At 75.4% G+C, this 16,625-nt stretch carries 14 protein-coding genes; 5 read left to right on the plus strand and 9 right to left on the minus strand.

Annotated features, from left to right (window positions below; translation table 11 throughout):
- Positions 1-30: 30 nt before the first annotated feature.
- From G9H72_RS05405 to G9H72_RS05415, 3 genes are all read right to left on the minus strand, one after another.
- Positions 31-810 carry a hypothetical protein gene (locus G9H72_RS05405; RefSeq protein ID WP_166168597.1) on the minus strand — a complete coding sequence of 260 codons (780 nt, stop codon included), beginning with the start codon at positions 808-810 and terminating at the stop codon, positions 31-33.
- A 204-nt stretch (positions 811-1,014) separates the two neighbouring features.
- A complete protein-coding gene (locus G9H72_RS05410) occupies positions 1,015-1,728 on the minus strand; it encodes a Mut7-C RNAse domain-containing protein (RefSeq protein ID WP_331272005.1) in 714 nt (237 codons plus the stop codon).
- Between the two features lie 11 nt (positions 1,729-1,739).
- Positions 1,740-2,639, minus strand: coding sequence for a 2-hydroxyacid dehydrogenase (locus G9H72_RS05415; protein WP_166168599.1), 900 nt, complete (start codon positions 2,637-2,639; stop codon positions 1,740-1,742).
- Positions 2,640-2,698: 59 nt separating this feature from the next.
- On the opposite strand from G9H72_RS05415, the gene G9H72_RS05420 reads away from it, so the two are divergent.
- The 4 genes from G9H72_RS05420 to G9H72_RS05435 all read left to right on the plus strand — a co-directional run bounded on the left by G9H72_RS05420 (position 2,699) and on the right by G9H72_RS05435 (position 6,856).
- Positions 2,699-3,790: a PQQ-dependent sugar dehydrogenase gene (locus G9H72_RS05420; RefSeq protein ID WP_166168601.1), complete on the plus strand. Its 1,092-nt coding sequence runs from the start codon at positions 2,699-2,701 to the stop codon at positions 3,788-3,790.
- A gap of 56 nt (positions 3,791-3,846) precedes the next feature.
- Entirely contained in the window at positions 3,847-5,013 is a 1,167-nt protein-coding gene (locus tag G9H72_RS05425; RefSeq protein WP_166168603.1) for a PQQ-dependent sugar dehydrogenase, read from the plus strand.
- A 28-nt stretch (positions 5,014-5,041) separates the two neighbouring features.
- On the plus strand, positions 5,042-5,584 hold the full coding sequence (locus G9H72_RS05430) for a ferritin (RefSeq protein ID WP_166168630.1): 543 nt from the start codon (positions 5,042-5,044) through the stop codon (positions 5,582-5,584).
- A gap of 168 nt (positions 5,585-5,752) precedes the next feature.
- The gene (locus G9H72_RS05435; RefSeq protein WP_166168632.1) at positions 5,753-6,856 is read left to right on the plus strand and encodes an Ig-like domain-containing protein; all 1,104 of its coding nucleotides are present in this window, start codon (positions 5,753-5,755) and stop codon (positions 6,854-6,856) included.
- A 491-nt stretch (positions 6,857-7,347) separates the two neighbouring features.
- Here the strand turns inward: G9H72_RS05435 and gatB are convergent, their stop codons facing one another.
- From gatB to G9H72_RS05460, 5 genes are all read right to left on the minus strand, one after another.
- Positions 7,348-8,859, minus strand: a complete 1,512-nt coding sequence (gatB, locus tag G9H72_RS05440) for an Asp-tRNA(Asn)/Glu-tRNA(Gln) amidotransferase subunit GatB (RefSeq protein ID WP_166168634.1) — start codon at positions 8,857-8,859, stop codon at positions 7,348-7,350.
- Entirely contained in the window at positions 8,856-10,385 is a 1,530-nt protein-coding gene (gene gatA, locus G9H72_RS05445) for an Asp-tRNA(Asn)/Glu-tRNA(Gln) amidotransferase subunit GatA (protein ID WP_166168636.1), read from the minus strand. The genes gatB and gatA overlap by 4 nt, the downstream gene beginning before the upstream one ends.
- On the minus strand, positions 10,382-10,681 hold the full coding sequence (gene gatC / locus G9H72_RS05450; protein WP_166168638.1) for an Asp-tRNA(Asn)/Glu-tRNA(Gln) amidotransferase subunit GatC: 300 nt from the start codon (positions 10,679-10,681) through the stop codon (positions 10,382-10,384). Before gatC ends, gatA begins: the two co-directional genes overlap by 4 nt.
- Before the next feature lie 266 nt (positions 10,682-10,947).
- Positions 10,948-13,095 (minus strand): NAD-dependent DNA ligase LigA, encoded by a 2,148-nt coding sequence (gene ligA, locus G9H72_RS05455; RefSeq protein ID WP_166168640.1) that lies wholly within the window; start codon positions 13,093-13,095, stop codon positions 10,948-10,950.
- Positions 13,092-14,147, minus strand: coding sequence for a uroporphyrinogen decarboxylase/cobalamine-independent methonine synthase family protein (locus G9H72_RS05460; protein WP_166168642.1), 1,056 nt, complete (start codon positions 14,145-14,147; stop codon positions 13,092-13,094). Before G9H72_RS05460 ends, ligA begins: the two co-directional genes overlap by 4 nt.
- Positions 14,148-14,217: 70 nt before the next feature.
- Here G9H72_RS05460 and G9H72_RS05465 point away from each other — a divergent pair, with 70 nt between their 5' ends.
- Positions 14,218-15,606: an MFS transporter gene (locus G9H72_RS05465; protein WP_166168644.1), complete on the plus strand. Its 1,389-nt coding sequence runs from the start codon at positions 14,218-14,220 to the stop codon at positions 15,604-15,606.
- Here the strand turns inward: G9H72_RS05465 and mnmA are convergent.
- Positions 15,504-16,625 (minus strand): tRNA 2-thiouridine(34) synthase MnmA, encoded by a 1,122-nt coding sequence (gene mnmA / locus G9H72_RS05470; protein ID WP_331272007.1) that lies wholly within the window; start codon positions 16,623-16,625, stop codon positions 15,504-15,506. The genes G9H72_RS05465 and mnmA overlap by 103 nt on opposite strands.

The raw sequence follows: 16,625 nt of genomic DNA on the forward strand, positions 1-16,625 counted from the left end.
CCTACGCAAAGGGTCGGGGCGGGCGGGAGGTCAGACGTAGGACTGGCTGGACACCTCGGGCGACGGGACGCCCGAGCCGCGCAGCCACTCGGCCCACTCGTCGATGGTCTTGGCGGTGCGCTCGGTCGTCCAGGGGGCGCCGTCGACCGCCCCGATGCCGTGCATCTGCACGCCGCTGAACGCGGACAGGTCGACCTTCACGGCCTGCTCGGGCAGGCCCGCTCCGTCGGTCAGCATGACCGCGTCGCGCGGGGAGCCGTCCGGGGCGAGCGGGGTGCTCTGCGCGACCGCGAGCCAGCCGCCGACGATGCTGGTGCCGGGGGCGGACGGGGCCGGCTGGGCGCGCGCCGCCGTGAGCTGCGTCCAGAGCTCGGCCGCAGCCTGCTGGGCCACGTAGCGCTGCTTCTGCGCCAGGGCGGCCTCGTTGTTGTGCGCCGGCAGCAGGTTCGAGCACGCGAACACGGTCTGCGCCCCGGACGCGGTGCCGGTGAAAGTGATCACGCGCAGCGCCCGCGACTGCTCGACGGCGTTCGCGACCACGGCCTCGATCTGCGGCTTGATGCGGGCCTCGGCGGACGTGGAGTTCCAGTACGACCCGGACTGGTCGATGGCGACGGTGATCTCGCCCTTCGCCGCCTCGTCGGCCGTGAGCAGGGGCTCGAGCCTGTCCGGGCAGGCACCGGTCCCCGCCGCCGCGGCGGCCGGCGCGTCGCCACCGCCGTCGGGCCCACCGCCGTCGGAGCCGCCGCAGCCGGCGACGGCGAGCCCGGCGAGCAGCACCAGGGGCAGCCCTCGGCGCTTGAGGATCATGCAAGGACCTCCGAGGTCGAACTTCCGAGCAACAGGGACCGGTCCCGGCACCCCGGGACGCCACCGCCAGGACGAAAGCCCCTCTTCAGGCTACGTCGCCGCGTCGACAACCGCCCTTTTCCCGATCGGGTGGAGATCGACGATCCCCGCCGGCCTCGAAAGTCAGCAGAAAAGCGGAGCCGGCCTGCCCGGCTGCTCGGCGCCTCATTCGGCGCGCAGCCGGACGTGCTCGCGCACCCGTGCGTCGAGCCGGGCCGCGTGGGCGCCGCGCCAGTAGACGCGTGCGCACTCCGAGCACCGGGAGAACTCCTCCTGGGTGCGTCGCGTTCCGGGCTCGAGGCGGTCGAGGACGTCGCCCTTGGCCACCGGGGCAAGAGCCCCGTTGCAGACCGTGCAGCGGGTGTAGGGCTCGAGCGGTAGCCCGAAACGGTCGAGCACGTCCGCGAGCTGCTCGTCGGGCCGCGCCCCGCGCACGTACGCCGCGCGTCGCAGCGCCCGCCGGCGCAGCAGCCCGCGGTCCTGGGTGAGCAGCAGCCGGTCCTCCGCGCCGGCCTGCGCGACGAGCGCCGGGTCGTCCGCGTCGTTGGCGTACGCCGCGTCCACCCCCAGCAGCCGTAGCCGCCGCGCGAGCGCTCCGAGGTGCACGTCGAGCAGCAGCCGGGGCGGGCCCTCGAGCGGCTGCGGCCGCGGACGGGCGAGGACCTCCACCTCGTCGCCCGCGGCCAGCCGCCGCCCGGGCGGGGCCGGCATGCCGGCCAGCCGGAGCTCCCCCACCTCGGTGAGGGGCACCCCGGCGGCCTGCACCGCGTGCCCCAGCGAGGCGGTGGGGTCGGCCGCCACGTCCACGTCGACCATCCCGGCCCGGGCCCGCGCGGGCAGGAAGAGCCGCAGGGCCGGGGTGACGAGCAGGCGGGCCACCGGCGGCGGGGTCAGTACTGGCCGGAGATGACGTTGCGCAGCGGCCGGCCGTCGGCCCAGCGGGCCAGCTGGTCCGAGACCAGCGCGCGGGCACGCGGCCCCATGGCGGCCGTGCCGCCGCCGACGTGCGGGGTGAGCAGGAGGCCGGGCGCCTCCCACAGCGGGTGGCCGGGCGGGAGCGGCTCGGGGTCCGTGACGTCGAGCGCGGCCCGCAGCCGGCGGCTCGAGAGCTCGGCCAGCAGGGCGCCCGTGTCGACCACCGGGCCGCGGGCCATGTTGACCAGCAGGGCCCCGTCCTTCATCCGCCGCAGCATCGCCGCGTCGACGAGCCCGCGGGTGGCCTCGGTCAGCGGCACCAGCACCACCACCGCGTCGGCCAGCGGCAGCAGCTCCGGCAGCCGGCCCAGGTCCGCGACGCCCTCCCGGGCCCGGCGTGCGACACGCAGCACGTCGACCTCGAAGCCGGCCAGCCGCCGCTCGACCGCCTCGCCGATCGCGCCGTACCCGAGGATCAGGACCGTGCGGTCGGCGAGCCCGAGGGTCGACGTGGGCTCCCACCGCCCGGCCGCCTGGCTGTGGACGTACGCCGGCAGGTCGCGCTGAGCGGCGAGCAGGAGCGCGACCGCCAGCTCGGCCGTCGACGCGTCGTGCACGCCCCGGGCGTTGCACAGGGTCACGTCCTCGGGCACCAGCCCGCGCACCCCCTCGACGCCGGCGCTGAGCGTCTGCACGACCCGCAGGCGCGGCATGTGCGCCAGCAGGGACAGCCCCTCGGTGCCGCGGCCGTAGGGCAGGACGTAGAACTCCACGTCCTCCAGGCCCGTCGACGGCGGAGGAGCGTCCGCGCCCCACACCTGCGCGTCGACGCCGGGCGGGACGTCCACGCCGGACAGGCTGAGCAGTGCGCGCATGGGGGGGACGCTACCCAGGTGACGGTTGGACAGCGGAGAGCGACGGGTACAGGCCCGGCATGCGCCTTCCCCCTCCCGTGCGTGCCCCGCTGGCCGGCGCCCTCGCCGCCGGCCTCGCGCTCCCGCTGACCGCGGCGACGCCCGCGGCCGCCGGCCCGGCCGCGCCCGCCCGCCCTGCCGCGGTCGCCGCGTCGGCCACCGTGACGGGGACGGTGGCGACCGGCCTCGCCAGCCCGTGGGGGCTCGCGATCCTTCCCGACGGGTCGGCGGTCGTCTCCTCGCGGGACGAGGGGACCGTCTGGCGCGTCCCGCGCGGCGGGGGCGAGCCGCGGCGCGTCGGGTCGGTGCCGGGGTCCGTGCACTCCGGCGAGGGCGGGCTGCTCGGCCTGGCGCTGCACCCCGGCTACCCGCGGCAGCCCTGGCTGTACGCCTACACGACGACCGCCTCGGACAACCGCATCGTGCGGATGCGGTTCGACGGCAGCAGTCTCGGCGCCACCCAGGTCGTGCTGCGCGGGATCGGGAAGGCCGGGAACCACAACGGCGGCCGGATCGCGTTCGGCCCCGACGGGATGCTCTACGCCGGCACCGGTGATGCAGGGGCGCCTTCCCGTTCACAGAACCGTAGTTCACTGAATGGCAAGATCCTGCGCATGACGCCGACGGGTGGGGTGCCGGCGGGCAACCCGTTCCGGGGCTCGCTCGTGTGGAGCCTGGGACACCGCAACGTCCAGGGCCTGGCCTGGGACTCCCGAGGCCGGATGTGGGCATCGGAGTTCGGTCAGAACACCTGGGACGAGCTCAACCGCATCGTCAAGGGGAAGAACTACGGCTGGCCGAGGGTCGAGGGCCGGGCCGGGCGGCGCGGCTTCGTCGACCCGGTGGCGCAGTGGAGCCCCGCCGTCGCCTCCCCGTCCGGCATCACCGTGGCCGCGGGAGCCGTGTGGGTCGCCTCGCTGCGCGGGCAGCGGCTCTGGCGGGTCCCGGTCGGCGGCGGCACGCCGCGTGCCTACTTCGCCGGGACGTACGGCCGGCTGCGCGCCGTCGCCGTGGCACCCGGGGGCCGGCTGTTTCTCATGACGAACAACACCGACGGCCGCATCGCCCCGCGCTCCGGCGACGACCGCCTGCTGCGCGTCAAGGTGACGTGAGAGTTCCGTGACATAGCTCGCGGTGTCACGACCGTGCCGCCGGGTAGGCGCGCCTCATGAGCCGACGCCGCCGCGACGTACGAGCCCTGACCGCCTTCACCGCGCTCGCCCTGACGCTCTGCGCGTGCGGTGGCTCGGGCGACGAGGACGAGGCGGCGCCGGTACCGGCCGCGTCACCCCCCGGGTCGTCCGAGCCGACGTCCGAGCAGAGCACGCCGGCCGCGGCCCCCTCCGCCACGGCACCCGGCCCGGACGCGCGCGCCACCGTCACCAACACGCTCGCGACCGGGCTGGACACGCCGTGGGGCATCGCGTTCCTGCCCGACGGGTCGGCGCTCGTGTCGCTGCGGGACAGCGGGGAGGTCGTGCGGGTGCCCGCCCAGGGCGGGGACGTCGAGCAGGTCGGCGAGGTCCCGGGAGTCTCCTCGGGCGGGACCGCGGAGGGCGGCCTGCTCGGGATCGCGCTGCACCCGGACTACCCGAGCCAGCCGTGGCTCTACGCCTACTACACGACCGGCGACGAGAACGTCCTGTCCCGGATGCGCTACACCGACGGCGCCCTCGGCAGGCCGCAGGAGCTGCTGGACGGGGTCGACGCCGCGGCCTACCACAACGGCGGGCGCATCGGGTTCGGCCCGGACGGCATGCTGTACGTCGCGACCGGGGACGGCACCGACCGCGACAGCGCCCAGGACCCCGACGACACGAACGGCAAGATCCTGCGGCTCACGCCCGAGGGCGAGCCCGCGCCGGACAACCCCACGCGCGGGTCCGCGGTCTACAGCTCCGGCCACCGCAACATCGAGGGCATCGCCTGGGACGAGGCGGGGCAGCTGTGGGCCAGCGAGTTCGGCGACCAGACGTGGGACGAGCTCAACCGGATCGAGCCGGGCGCGAACTACGGCTGGCCGCAGCAGGAGGGCGAGGGCGGCGGGTCCGGGCTCGTCGACCCGTTCGTCCAGTGGTCGACCGACGAGGCCTCCCCCGCGGGCGTCGCGATCACCGGCGGCGCCGCCTACGTCGCCTCGCTGCGCGGAGAGCGGCTGTGGCAGGTCCCGCTCGACGGCGGCGAGCCCAGGGCGCTGTTCACCGGCGACCACGGCCGGCTGCGGACCGTCGTGCTCGCCCCCGACGGGAGCCTCTGGCTGACGACGAGCAACAACGACGGCCGCGGCAACCCCGGAGTGGACGACGACCGCATCCTGCGGGTCACGCTGTCCTAGGGGGCGGCAGCGGCGGCAAGATGGGCGGGTGACCGAGACCGCCGCCCCCGCCTCGTCCTTCGTCGCCCTGCTCGGTGAGCAGGTGCGCAACGAGTTCACCGCCAGCCAGCAGTACGTCGCCATCGCGGTCTGGTTCGACGCGCACGACCTGCCCCGGCTCGCTGCGCACTTCTATCGGCAGGCCGGCGAGGAGCGGAGCCACGCGATGATGATGGTGCGCTACATGCTCGACCGGGACATCCCGGTCGCGATCCCCGGCGTGGACGCCGTCGTCAACGCCTTCGGCGAGCCGCGCGAGCCGATCTCCCTCGCGCTGGAGCAGGAGAAGGCCGTCACCGGCCAGATCGAGACGCTGTTCAAGGCCGCGCGCGCGGAGGGCGACGTGATCGGCGAGCAGTTCATGCAGTGGTTCCTCAAGGAGCAGGTGGAGGAGGTCGCGTCCATGTCGACGTTGCTCACGATCGCGGACCGGGCGCGCGACGACTGGTTCAAGATCGAGGACTTCCTGGCCCGGGAGACCGTGGGCGACGGCGGGGTCGACGCCGACGCGCCACCCGTTGCCGGCGCCTGACCGACTGCCGGGCGGTGCACGTGAGGTGCACTACTGATGTGGTGCACCTCGCGCTTCCCGGAGGCGTGGGCGGCCGTCTCGAGAGGTGACAAGCCGACGACAACAGGACGGCAAGTGGGGCCGGGCAGCGTGTACGGCGTACCCGAACCGACTCGCAGGAGCACCGCCATGCGCCGCACCTCCGGCCAGCACCGCCCCGCCCGCTTCCGCAGGCTCGCCCTCGCCCTTCCCGTCCTGGCCGCGGCCGTGGGCGCGACGCCCTCGCCCGCGTCCGCCGCCGGCCAGGGCTGGATGGACGGCAAGTCCGACGCCGACACGATCATCGACTGCATCACGCAGAGCACGGCGACCGGAACGAGCGCCAACGCAGGAATGCTCGTCGACCCGGACCGGATACCCGCGGTCGGGGAGCGCTTCTGGGTGCGCGTCTACGCCGGCCTGGTCGGGCTGCCTTGTCACGGCAAGAGCGCGATGCTGCCGGAGTTCATCCCGCCGACGGGAGTGGAGTTCGCGGTCGACGACGCGAACCCGATCACCTACGGCATCGCCCCGGTCGGCCAGCAGCCGACGATGAGCCCGACCGGCCTCGTGTTCGACTACGGCGTCAACGGCGGCCTGCTGGTCGGCGTGAAGAGCGCTGACCACCCGAACGGCGGGCCGTTCATCCTCAACCGGGACGCGGGGATCCTCGAGATCCGCGTGCCGATGGTGGCCACCCGGGCGCTGAAGGGCAAGGCGACGCAGGAGCCCGAGTGCGAGGACCGCCGCAAGGGCCGTGCCCCGTGCAAGGTCGACCAGGCCGGCGACCACCTCCAGGTGGCTGTGACCGTCGAGGACAGCGGCGACAAGCAGTACGTCATCCCCTACGTCGGCCTCTTCGCCAACCCGGCCGCCGCCCCTGCTCCGGCGCCTGCCCCGGCCCCCGGGCCGGCCCCGGCCCCGGCTCCCGCCCCGGCTCCGGGCGCGCCCGGCGGTGGCAGCGCGCCGGCGAAGGCGAAGTCGTCGGTGTCGGTGGCCTGGAAGCTGCCGCAGCGCGGCCAGCGCACGGCCGTCGTCACCGTCCGCTCCGCGTCCCGGCCGACCGGCACCGTGACCGTGCTCGACGGCCGGCGCGTGGTGAAGAAGGTGACGCTGACGGCCGCCCGTCGCGGCAAGGTGACGGTGAAGCTGCCGGCCCTGACGAAGGGCAGGCACGTCCTGACGGTGAAGTACTCCGGCAGCGCGACCGTGCTGCCGTCGGCCTCCCGAGCGCGCAGCATCACCCTGCGCTGAGACGGGCCGGCCGGGGTCGTCCCGTCGGAGGAGCAGGCGGCGCCGGGTGTCGTCACCGGACACCGGGCGCCGCCTGCCGGCGTCAGCTGTCGACGGCGTTCTCGTCCAGTCGGCCGGCCCGGTCCGGGCCTGCGCCGGGCTGCGCTCACGAGCCGGTCGGCGGCAGCGCGGGGTCGTGCGGATGCTGGATAAGGTCCCCGACCCTCGCACCGCCGAGCCCGACCGACGGGACCCCCTGGCCCGGGCGCTCGCCCGGTCACTGCCCGCGCTTCCCGGTGCCGCGTTCTGCTCGTCCTGTCCGCTCATGGTCGCGGGGTACCCGGACAGGCGGCCCCGAACGGGCGCGTCCCAGGAGCATCGCGCCGCCCTGCTCGGCTCCCGGTCCGGCGCCGGGGCCGGGGCCGGACGGCGAGCCCCGGCCCACCCAGCGCGATGACCACCCCGCAGCACCCTGTCGGGAGGCGCCGCGCGACAGCCGGAGCGGGTGAGCGCTAGTGGTCGACCCCGATGCGCTCGAGCAGCAGCTCGCGCACCCGGGCGGCGTCGGCCTGGCCCTTCGTGGCCTTCATGACCGCGCCGACCAGCGCGCCGGCCGCCTGGTGCTTGCCCCCGCGGACCTTCGCGACCACGTCGGGGTTGGCGGCGAGCGCCTCCTCGACGGCCGCGGTGAGCGCCCCGTCGTCGGAGACGAGCTTCAGGCCACGCTTCTCCACGACCTGCTCGGGCGTCCCCTCGCCGGCGAGCACCCCCTCGAAGACCTGGCGCGCGAGCTTGTCGTTGAGCTCGCCCGCCTCGACGAGGGACTGCACCGTCGCGACCTGCGCCGGGGTCACCGCCAGCGCGTCGAGCTCGACGCCCTGCTCGTTGGCCCGGCGGGCGAGCTCGGTCAGCCACCACTTGCGGGCGGCACCCGGCGCCGTGCCCGCGGCGACGGTCTGCTCGATCAGGTCGAGCGCACCGACGTTGAGCACATCACGCATCTCCAGATCGCTGAAGCCCCATTCGGCTTGCAGGCGCGGACGACGGACCGCGGGCGGCTCGGGCAGCGCGGCCTGCAACTCCTCCACCCAGGCGCGGTCGGGCGCGACCGGCACGAGGTCGGGCTCCGGGAAGTAGCGGTAGTCCTCCGCCTGCTCCTTGCTGCGGCCGGCCGTGGTGACGCCGGTGTCCTCGTGCCAGTGACGGGTCTCCTGCGTGACCTTGCCCCCCGCGTCCAGGATCGCCGCGTGCCGGGAGATCTCGTAGCGAACGGCCCGCTCCACCGAGCGCAGCGAGTTGACGTTCTTGGTCTCGCTACGAGTCCCGAAAGGAGCTTCAGCGGACGGCCTGAGCGACACGTTCAGGTCCGCGCGCAGCGACCCCTGCTCCATGCGTACGTCCGAGACCCCGAGCGAGCGCAGCAGGTCGCGCAGATGGGCGACGTAGGCCCGGGCGACCTGGGGGGCGAGCGCGCCGGTGCCCTCGATCGGCTTCGTGACGATCTCGATGAGCGGGATGCCCGCGCGGTTGTAGTCGACCAGGGAGTGGTCCGCGCCGTGGATCCGCCCCGTCGCACCACCCACGTGGAGCGACTTGCCGGTGTCCTCCTCCATGTGCGCGCGCTCGATCGGGATGACGAACTCGCGCCCCTCGACCTCCACCGTCGTCGCGCCGTCGAAGCAGATCGGCTCGTCGTACTGCGAGGTCTGGAAGTTCTTCGGCATGTCCGGGTAGAAGTAGTTCTTCCGGGCGAAGCGGCACCACTCAGCCACGTCGCAGCCGAGCGCGAGGCCGATCCGCACGGCCGACTCGACCGCCTTCTGGTTGAGGACCGGGAGCGAGCCGGGAAGGCCGAGGCAGATCGGGCAGGTCTGGGTGTTGGGGTCGGCGCCGAACGCGGTCGAGCACCCGCAGAACATCTTCGAGGCGGTCGACAGCTCGACGTGGACCTCGATGCCCATGACGACGTCGTACGCCGCCACCGCCTCGTCGTAGGGGACCAGGTCCGCTCCGGTCGTCGTCATGCCTTCTCCTCGGGCAGCGCGGGGGCCTGGGCGAGCAGCGGGCCGCCCCATCGGTCGGTGAGGGCCGCCTCGACGGCCGCCCCGACCCGGTAGAGCCGGTCGTCCGCCATGGCCGGGGCCATGACCTGCAGCCCGACCGGGAGGCTGTCGTCCGGCGAGAGGCCGCACGGCAGCGACATCGCCGCCCCGCCGGCGAGGTTGGACGGGATCGTGCAGAGGTCGTTGAGGTACATCGCGATCGGGTCCTCGAGCTTGCTCCCGAGCGGGAACGCCGTCGTCGGCGTCGTCGGCGAGACCAGCACGTCGACCTGCTCGTAGGCCTGCTCGAAGTCGCGGGAGATCAGCGTCCGGACCTTCTGCGCGGAGCCGTAGTAGGCGTCGTAGTAGCCGCTGGACAGCGCGTAGGTGCCGAGCATGATGCGCCGCTTCACCTCCGGCCCGAAGCCGGCCGCGCGGGTCAGCGCCATGACCTCCTCGGCACTGTGCTCGCCGTCGTCCCCGACCCGCAGCCCGTAGCGCATCGCGTCGAAGCGGGCGAGGTTGCTGGACGCCTCGCTGGGCGCGATGAGGTAGTAGGCCGACAGGGCGTACTGGAAGTGCGGGCAGGACACCTCGGTGACCGTCGCGCCGAGCTCGCGGAGCAGGTCGACGGCCTCGGAGAAGCGCTGCTCCACCCCGGCCTGGTAGCCCTCGCCCGACAGCTCGCGGACGACGCCGACGCGCACCCCCTCGAGCCGGCCCTGCGCCCCCTCGAGGGCGGCCGCGACGACCGGCGGGAGCGGCGCGTCGATCGAGGTGGAGTCGAGCGGGTCGTGGCCGCCGATGGCCTCGTGCAGCAGGGCCGCGTCGAGGACGGTCCGCGAGCAGGGCCCGGCCTGGTCCAGCGAGCTGGAGAAGGCGACGAGGCCGTAGCGGGAGACACCGCCGTACGTCGGCTTGACCCCCACCGTGCCCGTGACCGCGCCCGGCTGCCGGATCGAGCCGCCGGTGTCGGTGCCGATGGCGAGCGGCGCCTCGTACGCCGCCACCGCCGCCGCGCTGCCGCCGCCGGAGCCGCCGGGGATGCGCCCGAGGTCCCACGGGTTGCGCGTCGCGCCGTAGGCCGAGTGCTCGGTCGAGGACCCCATGGCGAACTCGTCCATGTTGGTCTTGCCGAGGATCACGACGCCGGCTGCCCGCAGCCGCGCCACGACGGTCGAGTCGTACGGCGGGCGCCAGCCCTCGAGGATCTTCGAGCCGCACGTCGTGGGCACGCCGCGCTGGGTCATGACGTCCTTGAGCGCGAGCGGCACGCCGGCGAGCGGGCCCAGCTCCTCGCCCCGGGCGCGCTTCTCGTCGACCTCGCGAGCGGCGGCGAGCGCGCCCTCGGTGTCCACGTGCAGGAACGCGTGGACCGCCCCGTCGACCGCGCCGATCCGGCCCAGGTGCGCCTGCGCGACGTCGACCGCGCTCGCCTCCCCTCGGGCGATCACGCCTGCGGTCTGCGCCGCGGTCAGCCGGGTGAGCTCCGTGGCCGTGTCCGTCACGCCTCCTCCCCGAGGATGCGCGGGACGCGGAAGCGCGACTCCTCCTGCGCCGGGGCGCCGCTGAGCGCCTCCTCGGCGGTCAGGCTGCGGTGCGTGCGGTCCGGTCGCGTCACGTTGACCAGCGGGAGCGGGTGCGACGTCGGCGGGACGTCCTCCCCGGCCACCTCGGTCACCCGGGCGACGGCGTCGAGGATGGCGTCGAGCTGGCCCGCGTAGTGCTCGAGCTCTTCCTCCGGCAACTGCAGGCGGGCGAGCCGGGCGAGGTGCGCGACCTCGTCCCGAGTGATGGACGACATGGGCGTCATCCTAGGCGGGCGGCCTGCGGCGGGGCGGTGGGCGCGGGCGGGCCGGCTCCGGCCCCGGAGCCGGCAGGGCCCACGACGGCGCCCGTGCCGTCACCAGGGCCGCGTCCGGGCACGGCCTCCGGGACGACAGCAGCACCGTCGTCGCCGAGCCCGTCGAGCGCCCGGCCCCGCCACCTTCGCCCCCGCGGCCCACCTCTGGGCCCCTGCAGCCGGTCGGAGGTGGGGCTACGGGTGCCGAGGTCGACCTGCGGCGCGCCTCAGGCGTCGCCGTCGGCCGGGGCGCCATCAGCGGGAGCAGCGTCATCAGGGGCCCCCTGCGCCACCGCCCGCGCGGCGTCGGGCCCGTCGTCGAGCAGGACCCGGAACCCGGCCTCGTCGAGGATCGGCACCCCGAGCTGGACGGCCTTGTCGTGCTTGGAGCCGGGGCTCTCCCCCACGACGACGAACGAGGTCTTCTTCGACACCGATCCCGACACCTTGCCCCCGCGCGACTGGATCGCGTCCTTGGCGGTGTCGCGGGAGAAGCCCTCCAGGGTCCCGGTGACGACGAGCGTCAGCCCCTCGAGCGGGCGCGGGCCCTCCTCGACGGCCTCGTCCTCGGTACGCATGCCGGAGGCCGTGATCCGGTCGAGGAGCTCGGCGTTCTGCGGGTCGGCGAACCACTCGGCCATCGTCTGCGCGACGACCGGGCCGATGCCCTCGACGTCGGCGAGGTCCTCGGCGGTGGCGGACCGCAGCGCGTCGAGGGTGCGGAACCGGCGGGTGACCTCCTGAGCAGTCGGCGGGCCGACGTGCCGGATCGCGAGCCCGGTGAGCAGGCGCCACAGCGGCTGCTGCTTGCCCGCCTCGATGCCGCGCAGGATCTGGTCGATCTTCTTCTGCCCGAAGCCGCGCAGGCCCTCGAACGACTCCGGGCGCAGGTGGAGCACGTCGCCGATGTCGCGGATCCGCCCGTTGTCGAGCAGGGTCTTGGCCGTCTCGTAGCCCAGCCCGTCGATGTCGAGGGACTCCCGGCCGGCGAAGTAGAACACCTTCTCCCGGTTCTGCGCGGGGCAGCCGGCCGTGTTGGGGCACCGGGCGTCCGCCTCCCCCTCGGGCCGGCGCAGCGGGGTGCCGCAGGAGGGGCAGTCGGCCGGCATGACGAAGGCGCGCTCGGAGCCGTCGCGCAGGTCCGCCACGGGCCCGACGATCTCCGGGATGACGTCCCCGGCGCGGCGCACGACGACGGTGTCGCCGATGAGCACGCCGCGGCGGGCGAGGTCGTCCTCGTTGTGCAGGGTCGCGCGGGAGACCGTGACGCCGCCGACCTGCACGGGCTTGAGCACGGCGAAGGGCGTGGCCCGGCCGGTGCGGCCGATGTTGACCCAGATGTCCTCGAGCTCGGTCGTGACCTCCTCCGGCGGGTACTTGAAGGCGATCGCCCACCGGGGCGCGCGTGACGTCGCGCCGAGCCGGCGCTGCAGCCCGAGCTGGTCGACCTTCACGACCACGCCGTCGATCTCGTGCTCGACGTCGTGCCGGTGCTCGCCCCAGTAGCGGATGTAGTCGCGCGCCTCGGCGAGCGTGCCGACGACCCGGTAGCGGCTCGACACGGGCAGCCCGAGCTCCTGCAGCCGCTCGTACGCCTCGGACTGCGAGGCCGCCTCGAAGCCGTCGCGCGCGCCGAGCCCGTGCAGGGTCAGCCGCAGCGGCCGCTGGGCGGTGATGCGCGGGTCCTTCTGCCGCAGGGAGCCCGCGGCTGCGTTGCGCGGGTTCGCGAACGGCGGCTTGCCCGCCGCGACCAGGGACTCGTTGAGGCCGAGGAACTCGCTGCTGGGGAAGAAGACCTCGCCGCGTACCTCGAGCAGGCGCGGCACCGAGCCACCGGGGGGCGTACGCAGCCGTGAGGGGACCTGGGACAGCGAGCGCACGTTCGGGGTGATGTCCTCCCCGGTACGCCCGTCCCCCCGGGTCGCGGCGCGCACGAGGGCGCCGTCCTCGTAGACCAGGTCCACGGCGAGCCCGTCGATCTTGAGCTCGCAGAGCCAGCGCGCCTCCCCCTCGCCGACCTCGCGCACGACCCGGCCCGCCCAAACGGAGAGCTCCTCGTCGTCGAAGACGTTGTCCAGGCTCATCATCCGCTCGAGGTGCTCGACCGGGGTGAAGAGGGTGGAGTAGCTGCCCGCGACCTTCTGCGTCGGCGAGTCCGGCGTGCGCAGGGACGGGCACGCGTCCTCCAGCGCGCTCAGCTCGCGCATCAGCCGGTCGTACTCGGCGTCCGACACGGTGGGCCGGTCGAGGACGTAGTAGCGGTAGGCGTGCTCCTCCAGCTCCTGCGCGAGCTCGGAGTGCCTCTGCGCCGCGTCCGGTGGCGCCGGCGCGGCCGGGGCCCCGTCCACTCGGTCTGCTCCAGCCACGCTGCTCATCCCTCCGGGTCGTCCGTGAGCACCTTGCCCGCCGCGCGGGCCAGGGCGAGCGCCCGGCGGAAGTACGCCGGGGACGCCCCTGCCAGACCGCAGGCCGGGGTCACCACGACCGAGGACGCCAGCCGCTCGGGCGCGAGCCCGAGCCGGTGCCAGAGCCGCCGGGCGGGGTCGACCGTAGCCGCCGCCCCCGACAGCCGCGTCCCGGCCGGCGGCTCGACGGAGGGGACCAGCCCGAGCAAGAGCAGCAGCCCGGCCTCGAGCGCCTCGCCGACGGGCTCCTCGTCCCGCGCGGTGAGCAGAGAGGCGTCGAGCGACACCCCGCGCGCCCCCGCCTCACGGACGAGCCGCAGGTCGACCGCGGGGGCGCAGGAGTGGACCACGACAGGGGCGCCTGCCGCGTCGATCACGGCTCGCAGCGCCTGCAGCGCCTCGCCGCGGTCCAGCGCCGCGAGCCGGCCCAGCCCGCTCGCGGTCGGCACCCGGCCGTCGAGCACGGCGGTCATCCCCGGCTCGTCCAGCTGCAGTACCACGGCGGCGCGCGGCAGCCGCCGGCGTACGGCGGCGACGTGCTCGGCCACCCCCTCGGCCAGGGAGGCGGTCAGGTCACGGCGGGCGCCGGCGTCGGCGAGCGCCCGCCCGCCGCGCGGCAGCTCCAGGGAGGCCGCGAGCGTCAGCGGCCCGCAGACCTGGACCTTGAACGCCCCGTCGGCCTGCCCCGCGAGCTCCTCGGCCGCGTCGAGGTCCTCCCCCAGCCAGGACACCGCCCGCCGCTCGTCGCGCCCCGGCACGTCGACCAGGCGCCAGCCCGCCGGCTGGACGTCACCGTGCAGCCCGGCCAGCAGGCCGACGGCGCGCCCGACCATGTCGGCCCCCGGCCCGCGGGCGGGCAGCTCGGGCAGGTGCGGCAGGTCGGGCAGCTCGCCGAGGACGACGCGGAACGCCTCGCGGACGTCCTCGCCGGGTGCGGAGCCGATCCCGGTGGCACTGCCGGGGGCGGGAGCGGGCCCGGGTGCAGCGGCCGGCTCGCCCGGCTCCGGCAGTTCGATGGCCATCGGCCAACCCTACGGAGGACCGCCCGCGGGCTCGACAGCTCTAGAGCGACTGCACGTAGAGTAACCCCGAATGTTCTCTAAGTACTCGGCGTCGACGGCGAGCCGGGCCACCCGCAGGAGCGGACGGCGACGGCGGCAGACGGCCGTCCGGGGCCTGCTCCGCCGCCCGGCCTTTCGCGCCCTCCTCGCGGCGCGACTGGCAGCCGCTCTCGCGACCGCCGCGGCCCCGCTGCTGCTCGCCTTCACCGTCCTGGACATCTCCGGCAGCGCCGCGACGCTGGGCCTGCTGCTCGCCGCCCGGTCCGCCCCGCAGGTGCTCCTGCTGCTCGCGGGCGGCGTCGTGGCCGACCGCTTCCCGCGCCGCCGGGTCGTCCTCGCGGCGACCGCCGTCAGCGTGCTCACCCAAGCGGGGATCGCGGCCATGCTGTTCGCGGGGCCGGGCTCGCTCGCCCTGCTGGCCGTGCTCGAGGCCGTCGCGGGGGCGGCGTCGGCGTTCCTCTTCCCGGCGAGCGAGGCCCTGACCCCGCAGACGGTCCCGCCCGACCGGCTCCGCGAGGCCAACGCGGTCCTGCGGATCGGGGCCAACCTGGCGTTCACCGGCGGCGCCGCGGTCGCCGGCGTGCTCATCGCCGCCGTGGACCTCGCCTGGGGGTTCGCCGGCTCGGCCGCGGCGTACGCGCTGGCCTGGGCCTGCCTCGCCCGGATGCGCGTCGCGCCGGCCACCGCCACCCCCGGGCCCAGCTTGGTCGCGGACCTGCGGGCGGGCTGGCGCGAGTTCGCCCGCCGGCGGTGGCTGTGGGTCGTCGTCGCGGAGGCCTTCGTGGTGAACGCGGCCCTCGCCGGCGCCTGGATGACCCTCGGGCCGGTGATCGCCCAGGACACCGTGGGCCGGGCCGGCTGGGGCCTCGTCGCCGCCGCCCTGACCGTCGGCATGGTGCTGGGAGGCGTGCTCGCCCTGCGGCTGCGCGTCCCGCGCATGCTCGGGCTCGGGGTGGCCGCGACGCTGCTCGTCGCGCCCGCCCTGCTGGTGCTCGGGCTGGCGCCCGGGCTCGCCGCGCTGATGGCCGCCGCCCTGCTCGCGGGCGTCGGCAGCGAGGTGTTCGAGGTCGCCTGGCAGGTGTCGCTGCAGGAGAACGTGCCCGACGGGACGCTCAGCCGGGTCTACTCCTTCGACCTGCTCGGGAGCCTGGCCGCGGTCCCGCTGGGGCAGGCGCTCGCCGGCCACGCGGCGGACATGACCTCACCGCGGGCGACCGCGACCGTCGCCGCCCTCGCCGCGGGGGCCGCCGCGCTGGCCGCGCTCGCCGTCCCTGACGTGCGCCGTCTCGAGCGCCGGGACGTGACGCCGCCGCCGGGTCAGCCCGCCGACCGCCCCGCCTGGGTGGCTCCGGAGGCCCGGGCGGCCGGAGCGCCCGCCCCGCTGATCGTGGCCGACCCGAGGACCCGGGTCGAGCTGTAGAGCACGACCGCCTGGCCGGGGGCCACGCCGCGGACCGGGGCGTCGAGCCGCACGACGAGCCGGCCCTCCTCCGGGTACGCGGTGGCGGGCACGGCGTCCCCGTGCGCGCGCACCTGGGCCGCGCAGCGGAAGGCCCCGGCCGGGACGGGGCCGGGCCAGCGCGGGCGGACGCCGACCAGCTCGGTCACGTCCAGCGCCTCGGCGGGGCCGACCACCACCCGGTTGGAGACCGGGGAGATCTCGAGGACGTAGCGCGGGCGGCCGTCGGCCGCGGGGCGCCCGATGCGCAGCCCGCGCCGCTGCCCGACGGTGAACGCGTAGGCACCGGAATGGGCGCCGACCACGGCCCCGGTCTCGTCGACGACCTCGCCCGGCGCGTCTCCCAGACGTTCGCGCAGGAAGCCGGCGGTGTCGCCGTCGGAGACGAAGCAGATGTCGGTGCTGTCGGGCTTGTCGGCCACGGCCAGCCCGCGCCGGGCCGCCTCTGCGCGGACGTCGGCCTTGCGGTCGGCGCCGAGCGGGAACATCGCCGCGGCGACCTGGCCGGCGTCGAGCACGCCGAGCACGTAGGACTGGTCCTTCTCCACGTCGACCGCGCGGTGCAGCTCGGGGCCGTCCGGGCCGTCGAGGACGCGGGCGTAGTGGCCGGTGCAGACGGCGTCGAAGCCGAGCGCGAGCGCCTTGTCGAGGACGGCCGCGAACTTGATCTTCTCGTTGCAGCGCAGGCACGGGTTGGGCGTGCGGCCGGCGGCGTACTCGTCGAGGAAGTCCTGCACGACGTCCTCGGCGAACCGCTCGGCGAGGTCCCACACGTAGAACGGGATGCCGAGCACGTCGGCGGCGCGGCGGGCGTCGCGGGCGTCCTCCGGGGTGCAGCACCCGCGCGAGCGGCCCGAGCGGTCCGGAGCGCCGGACGCCAGGGCGAGGTGGACGCCGGTGACCTCGTGGCCCGCGTCGAGCGCCCGGGCGGCGGCGACGGCGGAGTCGACGCCGCCGGACATGGCGGCCAGGACGCGCAC

Origin of the sequence: Motilibacter aurantiacus, assembly GCF_011250645.1 — a bacterium.
Lineage (GTDB): Bacteria > Actinomycetota > Actinomycetes > Motilibacterales > Motilibacteraceae > Motilibacter_A > Motilibacter_A aurantiacus.